The sequence below is a fragment of the Arthrobacter sp. CAN_A212 genome (assembly GCF_015752345.1).
In the GTDB taxonomy this organism is placed as follows: domain Bacteria; phylum Actinomycetota; class Actinomycetes; order Actinomycetales; family Micrococcaceae; genus Arthrobacter_D.
Window position 1 is genome coordinate 498,416 of record NZ_JADOUT010000001.1, and the last position, 14,093, is coordinate 512,508.

Sequence of the window (14,093 nt, forward strand, 5' to 3'; positions counted from 1 at the left end):
TCTCACCGCGAGCGCGTCACAAACGAGGCCACTGCCCACTCGAGTAACACACCGGAGGAACCGGGCAGCTGAACAGTCGACGGAATCAGTACAGGAAGATGTCGAACCATTCCCGGTTGTGGGCGTGAATCAGCACCAGGAAAAGCACGAAGTCGAAGAGCAGGTGCACCGCCACCACATAGCTCAGGGACTGGGTTTTCTTGAAGATCCATCCCTGTACCAGGGCGAAGGGGTAGATCAGCAGCGGGCCCCACGCATGGAAACCCAGCTCCCAGAGGAACGAGGTGAACAATACCGCCTGCAGCATGTTGGCCTGCCAGTCGGCGAGGTGCCGGCGCAGCAGGGTGAAGGCGGTGCAGATAAAGAACAGCTCATCCCAGATCCCCAGGACGTTGGTACCGAGGAACAACCGCGCCACCGTGCTGCCGTCTGATGCTGCCGGCCAGTTCTCGTACACGCCGGTGGGAATCATATAGACAGGCAGCAGGAGATAGCCCATGACGACGACGGCGGCCAGGTACCAGCGTTCGGTGCGGGTCCACTTCTGGCCGGTGAGCACCGGGAACCTGATGGCGTGGTCCTTGAACACGAACCGGGAAATCGAATATGGGAGACCCACGGCGAAGAACATGGCCGTGCCCATGATCAGCATGTGGCTGAAGCTGATGTCAGTGGTGATCGGCACCAGGGACATGATCACCAGGCCCAGCGCCAGCAGGCCCAGATCCTTGAACAGCTGCCGTCCAATGAAGAACGCTGACACCAACGCCGCGGCGAGGAGCAGGTAGCCCAACCACCGCTGATCCAGTCCGAACATGGCAAATCCCGAGGCCGCGACCAGCACCGCCGGAATAAGGTTCGCAGCGGTCTTTTGTGTCTGACGTAACGCGGCCGGCTGGGTAGTCATACCCATGAGGTTACCTAAGTCGGGCATCAGGACGGGAGTTTGGAGCGGTTTGGCGCTATACAGGAAGCAGTACTGCACACCTGTCCAACTTCTCACCGGGAGCAACTCATGGAATACGACTTCGACGTCCTGATTGTAGGGGCCGGCCCGGCGGGGATGGCCGCGGCCGTGCGCGCGGCGGAGCTGGGCGCACGGGTGGCGGTGGTGGAGCGCGCGCGGCTCGGCGGCACCTGTGTGAACTCCGGCTGCGTGCCCACCAGGGTCCTGGCGAAAACGGCCCGGCTCTACCGGGAGGTGCGCACCGCCTACGACTACGGGATTGTCGTCGTCGAACCGGCCGTCGACTGGCAGCAGATCGTCCGGCGGGTCCGGTCGACGGTGGACCGGGTGCTCGCGGCGAAGGATTACGACGCCGTCGCCCGCCGGTTGGGCATCGAACTGCTGACCGGCGACGCCTCCTTCACGGGCCCGCACGCTCTGGACGTCGATGGCCGGACGGTGACCTCCCGTTCGGTGATCCTCGGTGTGGGCGGCAACGCACGCAGGCTCCCCATCCCGGGCGCGGAGCACGCGGTGCTCCCGCCCGAGGTGCTCGACCTACCGACGTTGCCGCGCACCCTCGGCATCATCGGCGGCGGGCACACGGGTGCGCAGCTTGCCACCATCTTCCATGCGCTCGGGACCCAGGTGCTGCTGTTGGACCTGGCGCCGCGGATCCTCACCACCGAAGACGCGGACGTGTCCGCCGCCGTCACCGACGGCTTCCGGGACCGGGGGGTACGGGTGGAGACGGGGATCGCCGGGATCGAGAAAATCATCAGGGACGACGACGGCGCGCTGCACCTGCACTGGCGCAATGCCGCTGGCGACCATATCGAAGTGCTCGACGCGGTGGTGATGGCGGCGGGCTGGCCCGCGAACACCGAAGCGCTGGGGCTGGCCGCTGCCGGTGTCGAGGCGCACCGGAATGCGATCCCGGTGGATGAGTATCTGCGCACCAACGTCGAGCACATCTTCGTGGCGGGCGACGCGAACGGCTCCAGCATGCTGGTACAGGCGGCCGTGTTCGAGGGTGAGACGGCTGCGGAGAACGCCGTGCTCGGGACGCAGCGGACCACCCCACACCATCTGCTGCCCGCCGGTGGTTTCACCGATCCTGACTACGCGGGGGTGGGCCTCACGGAGGAGGCGGCCCGGGTGCGGGACCGGGAGGCGGCTGTCGTCGTCGTACCCTACGGGGACGTGGAACGACCGATCATCGACGACCGCGAACAGGGGTTCCTGAAACTGGTGGTGGATAGGCATCGGGAGCTAATTCTGGGTGCGCATGCGGTGGGCGAGAATGCCGTCGAAGTGATCCAGGCGGTTGCAGCAGCGATGGCGGCGGGGACCGATGTGGCGACGCTGGCCCGGGTCAAGTTCGCCTACCCCACGTACACGGCCATCATCGGCGACGCGGCGCGCGCAGCGCTGCGGCGCGAGGCCGCCGGGTAGTAGCGCGTGGGTAGGGGCTGGGTGTTGCGGTGTCGCTCCTTTTCTGACCTGCTAGCCGACGGACCAGCTACCCGACGGGCTGCTCGTCGCGCAGGGCAGCGTTGCGCGCGTCCCGACGGCGCCAGTAGGCGGCCAGTATCGCCCCTGAGACGTTGTGCCAGATGGAGAAGATGGCACCAGGCAGCGCGGCCTCGGGGGTCAGGTACTGGCGGGCGAGGCCAGCGGCGAGCCCGGAGTTCTGCATGCCGACCTCGATCGCCGTCGTCCGCCGGGAGGCGACCGGAAGTTTGAAGAGGCGGGCGGCGCTGTAGCCCAGCGCGTACCCCAGGCCGTTGTGCGCGACGACGGCCACCAAAACCAGCAGTCCGGCGGAGAAGATGATGCCAGCACTGCCGGAGACTACCACGATGACGACGAGGGTGATCGCCCCGACCGACAGCCAGGGCAGCGCGGGAAGGCACTTGGCGACCAGCCCGGGCAGGAAGCGGCGCACCACCAGGCCCAGCAGGACGGGAAGCAGAACAATCTGCACAATCGAAAAAGCCATGGAGCCGGCGTCAACCGGCAGGTACTGGCCGGCGAGCCAGAGCGCCAGCACCGGGGTGAACAGGCGTGCGATGAGGGTCGACACCGAGGTCATCGCCACGGACAGGGCAACATCGCCCTTCGCCAGGTAGGCGACCACGTTGGAGGCAGTACCGCCGGGGCAGCATCCCACCAGGATCACTCCGGCCGCCAACGCCGGTGGCAACCCCAGCGCGGCTGCGATCAGCCAGCCGAGCAGAGGCATGATCATGAACTGGGCCACCTCCCCGATGGCGACAGGGATGGGGCGTTTGGCGATCAGCGCAAAGTCCGGCGGGGTGAGGGTCAGCCCCATCCCGAACATGATCAGCCCGAGCAGCGGGTTGATCCAGGGGCCCATCCCCGCGAACGTTTCGGGGGGCAGGACAGCCACCGCGCCGCCCGCAAGAATCAGCAGCGGAAACAACGTGACGGTGATCCGGGCGCTGCGCTCCTCGGCGGCGAGCGGGGCAACAGTGCTGGATGGGTCTTGGGCGCGTCTGGGGAGGAAGACATGTCTACTGGAGTATCACGGCGGCAGACGGTGCCCGCAATTGTCAGGTCAATGTTAACGACTGTGCTGCTAGGGTTGGATCATTCCGAAACTGCACAGGGGACTTACCATTCTTTGATGCGGGGTATGAATTTGCTGCCCCGCTGGCGTTCCCGCTGCAGAGACCTAAGGAGCACAATGGCAACTATGGATAGAAAGTTCTCTGTAACCGAGGAATCGTCGAGCAAGCATCCCCACGATTGGGGCCGCGCCATGGCTGTGGCTATCAGCCGTCTGGTGGAAATGGCCCACGAGGCGGGTGACGTGGTTGAGGATGAGAACCTCTACGGTGAAGACCTTCACCTGTTTGTTCGTGAAACAGAAGAGGGCGCGGATATCACTATGTCCTGGACGCCACGTGACACAAAAGACCCATCACCCAAGAGGTCTGATTGGGAAATCTAGGAGGAACTGCATGACTGGAGAGAATCCCGATCCACAAGGTGACAAGGTCACCGGGCTTGAGCCGGGCGGCGGCGTCCCACCGGGTGAGACCCCTCCTGGTGAGTCCTCAACGGTAGGACCGCAGGGTCATGACGAGGGCACCTCGAAGTCCAATAACCCGCTCCCGTGGTTGATCGGCATCGGCGTGGTCTTCGTGGCCTGCATCGCCCTGTTTGTGGTCGGCCGGCTGATCGAATTTTTCTAGAGCCCGGAGTTATGAAGCACTGACTTCCAGAGCACTGACACCTCACAGCATCACCACGCAAACGCGCCCACAGTCAGCGGGCGATAGCGGCCCATACAGGGCCGGTATCTCCCATTGACCGTGGGCGCGTTTCTGGCTTAACCAACGCCCGCGACGGGCGCAGGCCCTAGATCCCGTAGTACTCGCGCAGGGAAGCCATCTGCTCGTCGGTGAGTTCCGACGCCGCATCCAGGTCCGGGGCATCGGTGATCTTGTCCTTGGTGTACGCCACGTGGATGTCGCCGCCGTCGAGCAGCGCCCCCTGATAGGGGAAGAAATGCTCCCGGGTGTTGAACAGTCCCAGCGACACGGTCAGCCATACGGGTTCGCCGGTGCGGGCGTCGAGGTGGACCTGCGACACCTCTCCCAGCTTTTCGCCGTCGGCGTCCCAGGCGGTGGCTTCCTGCAGTTCCTGAATGTCCGGCTGTGCCATGGTGCATCTCCATCGTCGATAAAACTAAGTGGACTGATCCTATTTCATCCGAGGATGCCCCTGCGAGCAACTGGAGACGCGTCCACACCAGGTGCACCCACAGAAACGGCCCCCAGGGCAAGGCCCGCCGAGTGCAACCGGCGATTCTTGCCCTGGGGGCCGTTTGTGCGAGGGAAGCCTAGCCCTCCGCCTGCTGGGCCGCCTCATCCAGCATGGGGAGGAAGGTGTCCAGGGCCCACGGCAGGCTCAACGGGTTGGCTGCCGAGATGGACAGGGTGAGGGTGTTGTCGGGATCAGCAACGAGTGCGCCGGATTCCACTGCCGGGATTTGGCTCAGCAAAGGGTCCTCGCCGATGGCCTCGATCGTGGACTCGTCGGGCACCCAGGTCACGAAGATGTCCGATTCCAGCTCGTTGGCCCGTTCTGCGGACCAAGGGATGAAGAATTCTTCCGAACCCTCAGTGTTTTCGGTCACGACGTCGGCCTGGACCATACCGATCGACTCCAGGAACCGGGGCCGGTTGTCATTGGCGGTATAGATACTGACGCCTTCTGCGCTGGCGGGCTCGAGGTTCCCATAGATGAAGGTCTTGCCCACGATCGCAGGGTAGTCGGCCGCAGCGTTGGCAACGGTCTCTTCGGTTTCGGCTACCAATTCTTCAGCTTCACCGGCCAGGCCGAGCGCTTCACCGATGATGAGCGTCGATTCCTGCCACGGGGTGCCGTAGGCGACCTCGGGGAACGCGACGACCGGCGCGATGGCGCTCAGGGTGTCGTAGTCCTCCTGTGTCAGCCCCGAGTAGGCGGCCAGGATGACGTCGGGGTTCGTCGCTGCAACCTCATCGAACGCGTACCCATCAGCTTCCGAGTACTGCACGGGAGCGTTCTCCGTGCCGATCGCGGCACCAAGCTCTTCCAGCTTGGCGTCCTTCCACGGCGTAGAGGCGTTCTCGTTGCCGCCGTATTCGTCGCTCTGCATGCCAACGGGCACGACGCCGAGCGCCAGGGCGACATCCGCATTGACCCAGTCAACGGTGGCCACCCGCTCGGGCAGTTCCTCGATCACTGTCTCGCCGTACACGTGTTCGATCGTGACGGGGAACTGATCTGCGGCGCCGGCCGCTTCGGGGGCTTCGGAACCCGAACCGCCATCGGCGGGACCGGTGCTGCAGGCGGATAGGGCCAGGATTGCTGCGGCGGCCGTAGCTGCCGCGGCGAAACCGCGCATGCGGGTGGGGGCCATGGAGGGCTCCTCGACTTTCGGGAAACTGTGACTCACGCCCGTTCGGACGGACGAAGTAAGGCTACCCTACCCTCACATCGATTACGAAATGTTTATGTTGCGTAATTGGCTTAGGCATCACGCGCGCGGCGGGTTTCACGGTCGTTGGCCCGCTGGATGGCCTCCACCAACTCGGTCTTCGTCATCCGTGAACGGCCCGCGACGTCGAGCGCGCGGGCTATTTCGTACAGGTGCTTCCTGGAGGCATTCGCGTCCACGCCGCCGGCCGTCTCACCGGGGTTCCGCCCGCCGCGCTCGGCGGCTGCATCCGATGGGCCGCTTTCCTCTTTCGGTTCCCAATGGTCGCCCACCTTCTCGTGGGTGTGTTTCAGCGAGCTGAACGCGGTCCGGCTCGCCCGCTCACCCACACCGTACTCCTCCTCCGCCGACTCCAGGGTCTTGCCGAAGGTGTCCTGAGCCTTCTTCCCGGAGCGCTGCAGCGTGCTCGGCAGGTCGCTCTTCTTCATTGCTCGGCTCCTTCTCGCCTCGACGTCGAGGACGGCCACGCATTCCTGGGCCGCGGAAAGTCCTCGAGTACCGCGTCCCGTGCGCCTACCCTAGCGAAGTGCGGGTTCGGGCGCAGGGGCGGTAAGGCCGGACAGGTACTCAACGAGCGCGCCAGGCGCCGAGCGGGGCGCCTGGGCTTCGACCACTGCGTTGTAGTTGGTGTTGGTGTTCACGTCGTAGGTGAGGACCCGGCCGTCGGCGGTCTCGATGAATTCGATCCCGCAGACCTCGATGTTGTTCCGGCGTGCGAACTCAAGGTACTTCCCGATGATCGGGTGATCGAAGCCCTCGCGGAGGCTGAACAGCTGCTGGCCTTCCGCGGGTTCGATCGTGGCCCCGGGCGGCATGATGGGTTTGCCGGTGACCGGGTCGATCGCGCAGGCGTCGGCTGGGCACAGCTGGAAGCCGCCGCGCGCCGTGTCTGCCTGGATGGCGTAGATGAACTCGCCGCCGACGATTTCCACCCGGGTGATGATGGGCTCGGCTGCCTGGATGAACTCCTGGATCAGGGTGATGCCGTCCTGGGGTTCCTCGAACTCGGACGAACCGACGTACTCGGCAAGCTCCTCATGGCTCTCGAACTTGCGGACGCCCAGGCCCTTGCCACCCTGGTTGTGCTTGGTGATGAAGGGGGTGGGAAAACCGGCCGCGGCGTCGAGGATCCGATCCTTGCCGATGGCTGCGACGGTGCGCGGCGTGTCGATGCCCGCAGCCTTGAGTGCCGTCAACTGGTCGATCTTGCTCATCTCGAGCTCAAGGATGCGGCGCCCGTTGACGGTCCGGCGTCCGTGCGCCTCCAGCCAGGACAGGACAGCGCGGGCGTAGTCCTTGGAGAGGTGGTGGTCGCGGGTGTGCGAGGAGGCGCTGATCCGGGACCAGAAGATGCCCTCGGGTGGCGCCTGGTCGAGATCGAGCACGCCGTCGGTCAACAGCCACTCTTCCACTTCGACGCCCTCGGCTTCGAAAGCCTTGGCGAAGGGTGGGAACCACTCAGGGTTCTCGTGCAGGGCAAAAATCTTGGTCACGACGTACCTCCAGCTTGGGTTCGTTAGGCACAACCTCCCGGCCGGCGGGCGTATTCCGCCAGCAGGTCGGCCCAGCGAGGACTTTGTGCCCTAGCAGCCGCCAGGTTATCCCGGTCTCATAGGTACTACGCCAAAGATTCGGCATGAGAGGCAAGGTGCCAGACCAATGAAGACTCACACACCGTCACCAGAAACGGGTGCCTCTGGCGGAACACAAGGTGCGGCTGGCATCTGGGAGGAAACGCCCCGCGAGCGTGCCATGGCAGCACACCCCTCGGCCTCCCAACGAAAACTGAAAATCCTCGTAACCACTGATGACAACTTCATCAGTGTGCACATTCGGGTGCACGGATGCGTCTCCCCGGTCAACATTCACGGCCTGGACCTGGTGGTGCGACGGGCGAGTGCACTTTCGCCGCAGGCACGCGTCATTCTGGATCTGAGCGAAGCACATACGTGGGAATCGCTCCGGTCGGAGTTGAACGAATTGTCGATTTTTGCGCGCCTCAAGCCAACCCTGACGGCTCCCGAAAGGCTTCGTTTGAGTGTGGTCGCCCCTGCGGACTAGCGGGACCCACTGGGCTGGTTACTCGGGCAGAAAGATGCCGTTACCCGGTCCGAGCGGCAGGTCAAGGAAGAAAAACACGCTCAGGATGGCCACCCACGCGAGCCAGAAGGGCACCACGAAGGGCAGCATCCTCGCCATCAGGGTGCCGAGGCCGGCGTCGGGCTCGTACTTCCTGAGCATCGTCAGGAGCACGATCATGTAGGGGTTCAGCGGGGTGATCACCTGGGTGGCCGAGTCACCGACCCGGAACGCAGCCTGGATGAAGGCTGGCTCGTAGCCGAGCAGCACAAACAGGGGCACGAAGACGGCGGCCATCAGCGTCCACATCGCCGATCCGGAAATGATGAACAGGTTCAGCAGCGAGGCCAACAGGATGAACGCGAGGATCGCCGGATACCCGGTCAACCCGATCGCTTCAAGCCCGCCCGCGCCAGCTACTGCGATCCACTGGCCGATGCCCGACCAGTTGAACAGGGCAATGAACTGGCCCAGAATGAACGCCAGGACCAGGAACCCGGCCATGTCCTTGATGGCCTCGCCCATCACCCGCGGGATATCCCGTCCGGTGGTAATGGTGCCAACAATTTTCCCGTACACCAGCCCCGGCACCACGAACATGCTGAAGACCACGAACACGATCGAGCTGAGCAACGGCGACGTGGGCAGGTACCCGCCCTCCTCGTTCCGCCAGGGCGAACCCGGCAGCACGAACGCCAACACCAGGACGACGGCGAGGGTGACCCCTCCGATCAATGCCCACCGCAGACCCTTGCTTTCCCGGGGAGTCAGGTCGGCGCTCAGCTCGGCGCTGGTGGGCGCAGCGGGGGCGTCCTCATCGACGGTCTCTTCGCGGGGGATGCCCTGCCGTTCCAGGCGCGGTTCAAGGATCTTGTCAATCACGAAACCGGCAATCGCCATCAGGACAATCGATGCCACCACATTGAAGAAATAGTTCGACACCGGGGTCACCGGGGACCCCGCATTGGGCAGGGTCTCGGTGACCGCCGTCGTGATCCCTGCGAAGAGAGCATCGAGGCTGGTGACCAGGATGTTGGTCGAATAGCCGGCTCCAGCGGCGGCGAAACCGCCGAGCAGCCCGGCTACCGGGTGGCGGCCAGCGGCCTTGAACACCAGTGCGGCCAGCGGCGGGATCACCACAAACGCTGCATCGGACATGATGGAACCTGTCACGCCCACAACACCGACGGCGTAAGGCAGCGCCCAGCGGGGCGCGCTGCCGAAGGCCTTGCGGATCATCGCACCCAGCAGACCGGACTTCTCGGCGACACCGACCGCCAGAAGGATCGGCAGCACGGTGGCCAGTGGCGGGAACCCCAGATAATTCGCTCCCAGGTTGGTAGTCAGCCAAGTGAGCCCCTCTGCGGTGAACAGTCCCTTGATCTCGGTGATCTCGTCGCTGCCGGGCAGCTGCACGGTGACGCTGGACCAGGCCATCGCCGTCGACACCACGGCGGTGATGCCGAACAGGATAAGGAAGAGCATGAACGGGTCGGGAAGTTTGTTGCCGACCCGTTCCACCCCGTTGAGGAACTTGTCGGTTAATCCGCTCGGTGCGCTTGCGGTGGTGGACATGGGTCGTGCTCCCTTGACGTAGGTCACGCGGGTTTCAGTGGCGGAGGGTTCGTGCCGGTGGCGCAGGAGTTCAGTCGAAGTAGGAAGGCACGTCGATGGCCCCACCCTGATCGTCGAACTCCTGGCGGACCTGCTGCTGAAGCAGCGGATCCATCAGGTAATCCAGGGCGGTCAGCGCGAGCCCGGCGGCGCCGTCGTACGCACCCTGCACCGCTGCCTCGGACGCGGCCGCGGCTGCGAAGTCGGTGGTGTGCAGCGCGGTGCTCTGGTCGGCAATCTTGATCAGCGGGTGGATGCCCGGGATGCGGTAACTGACGTTCCCGAAGTCAGTGGAGGCGGCGAGCGTGTCAGAGACCACGCCGGCGGGCAGCGGGCTCCGTCCACGCCGCTGCTGTGATTCGACCCAGCGGCCGGTGAGAGCGTCGTTGGTGCGGATTGGGAGCGACGGCGGGTGCTGGTCCCAGTCCAGCTCCACGGTGGTGCCGGTCATCAGCGCTGCACCGCGGGCGATGTCCTCCAGCCGTTTGCTGAGATCCTTCAGCGTTTCAGGGTACTTGGAGCGGGCGTAGAGCTTCATCACTGCCTTCTCCGGAATGATGTTGGGGCTGCGCCCGCCCTCGGTGATGTTGCTGTGGACGCGGTCCGATGGTGGCAGCTGCTGGCGGAGCAGTCCGATGCCCTGGTAAGTGAGGCTGGCGGCGTCGAGCGCGTTGCGTCCCATGAACGGCTGGGCTGAGGCGTGCGCGGCAATACCGGTGAACGTGATGGTGAGCAGTCGGCGTCCCAGCCAGACCTGGTCTGCCAGGTCGTAGCCGTACGGGTGGACCATGATGGCGGCGTCGACGCCGTCGAACGCACCGTTGCGGGCCAGCAGTTCCTTGCCGGAGTGACCCTCCTCGGCGGGGGTGCCGAGGAAGACGACGGTGCCGTTGAGCCGGTCCCGGACCCCGGCGAGTGCCAGGAAGGCGCCCACACCGGTGGCAGCAATAACGTTGTGGCCGCAGGCGTGCCCGATACCCGGGAGGGCGTCGTACTCGCTGAGGACGGCAATGGTGGGCCCGTCGCCTGTCCCCCGGATCTCGGCCCGGACGGCGGTGTCGACGCCGTGGACGCCGAGTTCGGCGTCGATCCCGTGTTCGGTGAGAATATCGGCGATCAGGCGGGCGCTGTCATGCTCCTGGAACGCGGTCTCCGGGTGGGCATGCAGGGTGTGCACGATCCGTTGCAGGTCGTCGTGGAGAGCCGCGATATTGCCGTCGACGGCGGCGCGGAGGTCTTCCGGCGCGCCGCCGTCGAATTCCGACGTCGGGGGAACGGCTGTGAGGAGGCGGCGCTGGGTATCGGCGTCGATCTGATTAAGGTATGCCGGGTCCGGCAAGGCTGGTTCGGTCATCCTGGTAGCTTAGGCAACTAATTGCTGGCATGGCAGCCGCGGAGCGCAATCCTGGGTAATAATGCGGGTCCTGGCACGGCTGCACGGCACTGGTCGCGACAAATTCACCGTGCTGAAACACCCCCGCAACACCACAGGAGTTGAATAAAACCATCGGCCGGACCTGCCTGACCCGGCCACAGAACCAAGGAGTCACCATGCCCCTGCTTACCGCCACCGCCATCACCCGCATCCATGACCTCGGCATGCTCCGCCGGGGGGATGAAATTGAAGCTCACCGCAACCGCGAGGTCCACTACAGCGGCTACGTGGAAGACACGGCGCCCGGCCTCGGGATCGTGTGGATCCGCGACCTCTCCGACGGCCGACGGGCCATCCTGCATGCCGACGAGTACGCGATCTGGCAGATCAGCGCCGAGTAGCAGCACCGCCCCAGCAAGTCTCCGTGAGTGCGTTTCCGGGCCTGGCGACCCGACGGCCGCCGAGCTGGCTACCACCCGCAGCTAGCCGGCGTTTGAAAGTCGCCGGCACCGCAACAAAAGGGCGACCCCGCAGTGATGAACTGCGGGGTCGCCTTTGCGTTAGGGTCCGTCTCGGACCTGGGTGGTTCTGAGTTGAGCCGGTTAGAGCCTGGTTGGACCGGTCACACCTGACTCGTGGTTCGGCTCCCGATCGATAGCCGCACCATGGGCTTCGTGGGCGCGCCTGATCAGGTCCATGAAATCGGTCTCGTTCCGGATCAACCGCTTGTACTTCTCGGGGAGCTTGCGGAGCATATTCTCTTCATCCACCATGCGGTTGTAGATCTTTTCGCGCTCGTCAAAATCTGTCTCGTAGTCCAGATCCATGTACTCGACGGCGTGGCGCCTCGCGCCACTGACAGCAGTCTTTGCCTTGCCCTTGGGGCTGATGACCGATGCGACGACCGTAACGATCAACACTCCGAGGATGACCGTGAGGGACAACCCGGTGGCGATTTCCACCACCGGAACCGGCTCGCCGTCGTTGATGAACGGCAGGTTGTTCTCGTGCAGTGCGTGGAGGATCAGCTTCACGCCGATGAAGCCCAGGATGATCGCGAGGCCGTAGGACAGGTAGATGAGGCGGTCCAGCAGACCGTCAATCAGGAAGTACAGCTGGCGCAGCCCCATCAGGGAGAACGCGGTGGCCGTGAAGACGATGAACACGTTCTGGGTCAGGCCGAAAATAGCCGGGATGGAGTCCAGTGCGAACAGGATGTCGGTGCCGCCGATGGCGATCATGACCAACAGCATCGGGGTGAGGACGCGTTTGCCGTTCTCGATGGTGAACAGCTTGTCGCCGTCGTAGTGATCGGTGGCTGGCAGGAAGCGCTTGGCCAGGCGCACCACGATCATGTCACCGTGGTCGTCCTCGGATGTCGGCTTGAGCAGGTTACCGGCGGTCAGCAGCAGGACCAGACCGAAGATGTAGAAAATCCAGGCGAACTGGTTGATCAGTGCGGCGCCCAGGAAGATGAACCCGCTGCGGGCAATCAGTGCGAACACGATGCCAAAGAGGAGCACCTTCTGTTGGTCGGCGCGTGGCACCTTGAAGCTGGCCATGATGATGAGGAAGACAAACAGGTTGTCCACCGAGAGAGCCTTCTCGGTGACATACCCGGCGAAGTACTCGGTGCCCATGGTGGGTCCACCGAAGACCAGGACGCCCAGGCCGAAGAGGATCGCGAGGCCCACATAGATTGAGGACCACACCGCCGCCTCTTTCAGGGTGGGAGTGTGCGCCTTCCGGACGTGGAAGAAGAAGTCGAAAAGCAGCAACCCCACAATTCCGGCGATCGTCAGAGCCCAAACAATTGGGGATACGTCCATGCGGTTTTTTCTCCTCGTGCAGGTGGCGTGTACTCACGGTAGTTTGCCGAGGGAGTGGACGGCAAGACAGCTTCAGGCCGTACATTGAACCCATGAGCCCCTCTACGATGCGCAGCGCCGTCCTCTACGAAGCCGGTGCCGGCCGGCCCTACGCGGACAGCACTCCCCTCCACCTGCAGGAACTGGATGTCCCGTCGCCACGATCGGGCGAGGTACGCGTAAGGATTGAACGGGCAAGCCTCTGCCATTCCGACCTGTCAGTGATCGACGCCTCCCGGGTGCGGCCGCTGCCGATGGCGTTGGGGCATGAGGCGACCGGCGTCGTCGATGTGGTGGGCCCGGATGTCGCTGATATCACAGTTGGCGACAGGGTGGTGCTGGTGTTTGTGCCCAGTTGCGGGTCCTGCCGCGCGTGCGACGCCGGCCGCCCCGCCCTCTGCCACCGCGCGGCCGAGGTCACCGGCAGTGGGGACCTGCTGCATGGGCCCGCCCTGTTGCAGACCGCTGACGGTGACCGGATCAACCACCACCTTGGCGTCTCGGCGTTTTCCGAGTACGCGGTGGTGGCCCGGGAGTCGGTGGTGGTAATTGACGACGACGTTCCCTTCGATGTGGCGGCCATGTTCGGTTGCGCGGCGCTCACCGGGATCGGCGCGGTGTTGAACACAGCCCGGGTGTCCGAGGGCCAGTCGGTCATCGTGTTTGGGCTCGGCGCGGTGGGGCTGATGGCCGTGATGGCTGCCGCGCAGGTTCCGGGCACCACGGTGATAGCGATCGACCCGCTGCCCGCGAAGCGTGACCTGGCGCTGCGCTGCGGGGCGACCACCGTGGGCGCCCCCGACGAAGCATCGACGCTGGTGCAGGCCCTCGGCAGAGACGGGGTAGACGTGGCGCTCGAAGCGGTCGGCAGTGCACGGGTGATGGAGGCCTGTCTGGCGCTGCTGACCCGGGGCGGAGCCCTGGTGTCGGTGGGCTTGCCGCACCCCGACCAGACGATCACCACCCAGGCGCTGCAGTTCGCCGGGGCCGGTAAACGGCTGCTCGGCTCCTACATGGGAGACTCGGTCCCGGCCCGGGACATCCCCGCCTACCTTGCCCTCTGGCGGGAGGGAAAGCTGCCGGTCGAGCTGCTCCACACGGATACCCGGGATCTCGGTGACCTGAACGAGAGCCTCGACGCCCTGGCCGACGGCCGGGTAGTTCGTCGGATCTTCACCCTCCGGTAGGGCTTAGCTG

15 protein-coding genes are annotated in these 14,093 nt (G+C 64.7%); 6 read left to right on the forward strand and 9 right to left on the reverse strand.

The genetic code is table 11. The annotated features are described in order from the left end of the window. Window positions 1–85: 85 nt before the first annotated feature. Window positions 86–907, reverse strand: a complete 822-nt coding sequence (locus IWX64_RS02365; RefSeq protein WP_196865506.1) for a CPBP family intramembrane glutamic endopeptidase — start codon at window positions 905–907, stop codon at window positions 86–88. Between the two features lie 108 nt (window positions 908–1,015). Between IWX64_RS02365 and IWX64_RS02370 the strand changes: the two genes are divergently transcribed. After that, the gene (locus IWX64_RS02370) at window positions 1,016–2,401 is read left to right on the forward strand and encodes a dihydrolipoyl dehydrogenase family protein (RefSeq protein ID WP_196865507.1); all 1,386 of its coding nucleotides are present in this window, start codon (window positions 1,016–1,018) and stop codon (window positions 2,399–2,401) included. Window positions 2,402–2,468: 67 nt separating this feature from the next. Here IWX64_RS02370 and IWX64_RS02375 read toward each other — a convergent pair whose 3' ends face one another. Then, window positions 2,469–3,404: a bile acid:sodium symporter family protein gene (locus IWX64_RS02375; RefSeq protein WP_196865622.1), complete on the reverse strand. Its 936-nt coding sequence runs from the start codon at window positions 3,402–3,404 to the stop codon at window positions 2,469–2,471. Window positions 3,405–3,656: 252 nt separating this feature from the next. Here IWX64_RS02375 and IWX64_RS02380 point away from each other — a divergent pair, with 252 nt between their 5' ends. Further along, on the forward strand, window positions 3,657–3,923 hold the full coding sequence (locus IWX64_RS02380; protein WP_196865508.1) for a hypothetical protein: 267 nt from the start codon (window positions 3,657–3,659) through the stop codon (window positions 3,921–3,923). Between the two features lie 10 nt (window positions 3,924–3,933). Further along, window positions 3,934–4,167 carry a DUF6480 family protein gene (locus IWX64_RS02385; RefSeq protein ID WP_196865509.1) on the forward strand — a complete coding sequence of 78 codons (234 nt, stop codon included), beginning with the start codon at window positions 3,934–3,936 and terminating at the stop codon, window positions 4,165–4,167. A 166-nt stretch (window positions 4,168–4,333) separates the two neighbouring features. Here IWX64_RS02385 and IWX64_RS02390 read toward each other — a convergent pair whose 3' ends face one another. The 4 genes from IWX64_RS02390 to IWX64_RS02405 form a co-directional block, all read right to left on the reverse strand. Then, the gene (locus tag IWX64_RS02390; RefSeq protein ID WP_196865510.1) at window positions 4,334–4,639 is read right to left on the reverse strand and encodes a PRC-barrel domain-containing protein; all 306 of its coding nucleotides are present in this window, start codon (window positions 4,637–4,639) and stop codon (window positions 4,334–4,336) included. A 178-nt stretch (window positions 4,640–4,817) separates the two neighbouring features. Then, a complete protein-coding gene (locus tag IWX64_RS02395) occupies window positions 4,818–5,882 on the reverse strand; it encodes an iron-siderophore ABC transporter substrate-binding protein (RefSeq protein WP_196865511.1) in 1,065 nt (354 codons plus the stop codon). A 110-nt stretch (window positions 5,883–5,992) separates the two neighbouring features. Further along, window positions 5,993–6,388: a ChaB family protein gene (locus IWX64_RS02400; protein ID WP_196865512.1), complete on the reverse strand. Its 396-nt coding sequence runs from the start codon at window positions 6,386–6,388 to the stop codon at window positions 5,993–5,995. A gap of 90 nt (window positions 6,389–6,478) precedes the next feature. Further along, the gene (locus tag IWX64_RS02405; RefSeq protein ID WP_196865513.1) at window positions 6,479–7,453 is read right to left on the reverse strand and encodes an ATP-grasp domain-containing protein; all 975 of its coding nucleotides are present in this window, start codon (window positions 7,451–7,453) and stop codon (window positions 6,479–6,481) included. A 166-nt stretch (window positions 7,454–7,619) separates the two neighbouring features. On the opposite strand from IWX64_RS02405, the gene IWX64_RS02410 reads away from it, so the two are divergent. After that, window positions 7,620–8,021, forward strand: coding sequence for a hypothetical protein (locus IWX64_RS02410; RefSeq protein WP_196865514.1), 402 nt, complete (start codon window positions 7,620–7,622; stop codon window positions 8,019–8,021). Window positions 8,022–8,039: 18 nt separating this feature from the next. Here the strand turns inward: IWX64_RS02410 and IWX64_RS02415 are convergent, their stop codons facing one another. Both IWX64_RS02415 and IWX64_RS02420 read right to left on the reverse strand, forming a co-directional pair. Then, window positions 8,040–9,614, reverse strand: coding sequence for an AbgT family transporter (locus IWX64_RS02415; RefSeq protein WP_196865515.1), 1,575 nt, complete (start codon window positions 9,612–9,614; stop codon window positions 8,040–8,042). 70 nt (window positions 9,615–9,684) lie between these two features. Beyond that, window positions 9,685–11,007, reverse strand: a complete 1,323-nt coding sequence (locus IWX64_RS02420) for a M20 family metallopeptidase (RefSeq protein WP_196865516.1) — start codon at window positions 11,005–11,007, stop codon at window positions 9,685–9,687. Window positions 11,008–11,204: 197 nt separating this feature from the next. On the opposite strand from IWX64_RS02420, the gene IWX64_RS02425 reads away from it, so the two are divergent. Further along, window positions 11,205–11,429, forward strand: a complete 225-nt coding sequence (locus tag IWX64_RS02425) for a hypothetical protein (protein ID WP_196865517.1) — start codon at window positions 11,205–11,207, stop codon at window positions 11,427–11,429. Window positions 11,430–11,630: 201 nt separating this feature from the next. Here the strand turns inward: IWX64_RS02425 and IWX64_RS02430 are convergent, their stop codons facing one another. Next, window positions 11,631–12,857, reverse strand: coding sequence for a TerC family protein (locus IWX64_RS02430; protein WP_196865518.1), 1,227 nt, complete (start codon window positions 12,855–12,857; stop codon window positions 11,631–11,633). 107 nt (window positions 12,858–12,964) lie between these two features. Between IWX64_RS02430 and IWX64_RS02435 the strand changes: the two genes are divergently transcribed. Continuing rightward, on the forward strand, window positions 12,965–14,083 hold the full coding sequence (locus tag IWX64_RS02435; RefSeq protein WP_196865623.1) for an alcohol dehydrogenase catalytic domain-containing protein: 1,119 nt from the start codon (window positions 12,965–12,967) through the stop codon (window positions 14,081–14,083). Window positions 14,084–14,093: the final 10 nt, after the last annotated feature.

Bases quoted from the DNA above. Each gene is read 5' to 3' on its own strand.
- IWX64_RS02420 (WP_196865516.1), bottom strand. From the start codon at position 11,007: ATGACCGAACCAGCCTTGCCGGACCCGGCATACCTTAATCAGATCGAC.
- IWX64_RS02390 (WP_196865510.1), bottom strand. From the start codon at position 4,639: ATGGCACAGCCGGACATTCAGGAACTGCAGGAAGCCACCGCCTGGGAC.
- IWX64_RS02365 (WP_196865506.1), bottom strand. From the start codon at position 907: ATGACTACCCAGCCGGCCGCGTTACGTCAGACACAAAAGACCGCTGCG.
- IWX64_RS02415 (WP_196865515.1), bottom strand. From the start codon at position 9,614: ATGTCCACCACCGCAAGCGCACCGAGCGGATTAACCGACAAGTTCCTC.
- IWX64_RS02380 (WP_196865508.1), top strand. From the start codon at position 3,657: ATGGCAACTATGGATAGAAAGTTCTCTGTAACCGAGGAATCGTCGAGC.
- IWX64_RS02395 (WP_196865511.1), bottom strand. From the start codon at position 5,882: ATGGCCCCCACCCGCATGCGCGGTTTCGCCGCGGCAGCTACGGCCGCC.
- IWX64_RS02435 (WP_196865623.1), top strand. From the start codon at position 12,965: ATGCGCAGCGCCGTCCTCTACGAAGCCGGTGCCGGCCGGCCCTACGCG.
- IWX64_RS02430 (WP_196865518.1), bottom strand. From the start codon at position 12,857: ATGGACGTATCCCCAATTGTTTGGGCTCTGACGATCGCCGGAATTGTG.
- IWX64_RS02385 (WP_196865509.1), top strand. From the start codon at position 3,934: ATGACTGGAGAGAATCCCGATCCACAAGGTGACAAGGTCACCGGGCTT.
- IWX64_RS02410 (WP_196865514.1), top strand. From the start codon at position 7,620: ATGAAGACTCACACACCGTCACCAGAAACGGGTGCCTCTGGCGGAACA.
- IWX64_RS02400 (WP_196865512.1), bottom strand. From the start codon at position 6,388: ATGAAGAAGAGCGACCTGCCGAGCACGCTGCAGCGCTCCGGGAAGAAG.
- IWX64_RS02425 (WP_196865517.1), top strand. From the start codon at position 11,205: ATGCCCCTGCTTACCGCCACCGCCATCACCCGCATCCATGACCTCGGC.
- IWX64_RS02370 (WP_196865507.1), top strand. From the start codon at position 1,016: ATGGAATACGACTTCGACGTCCTGATTGTAGGGGCCGGCCCGGCGGGG.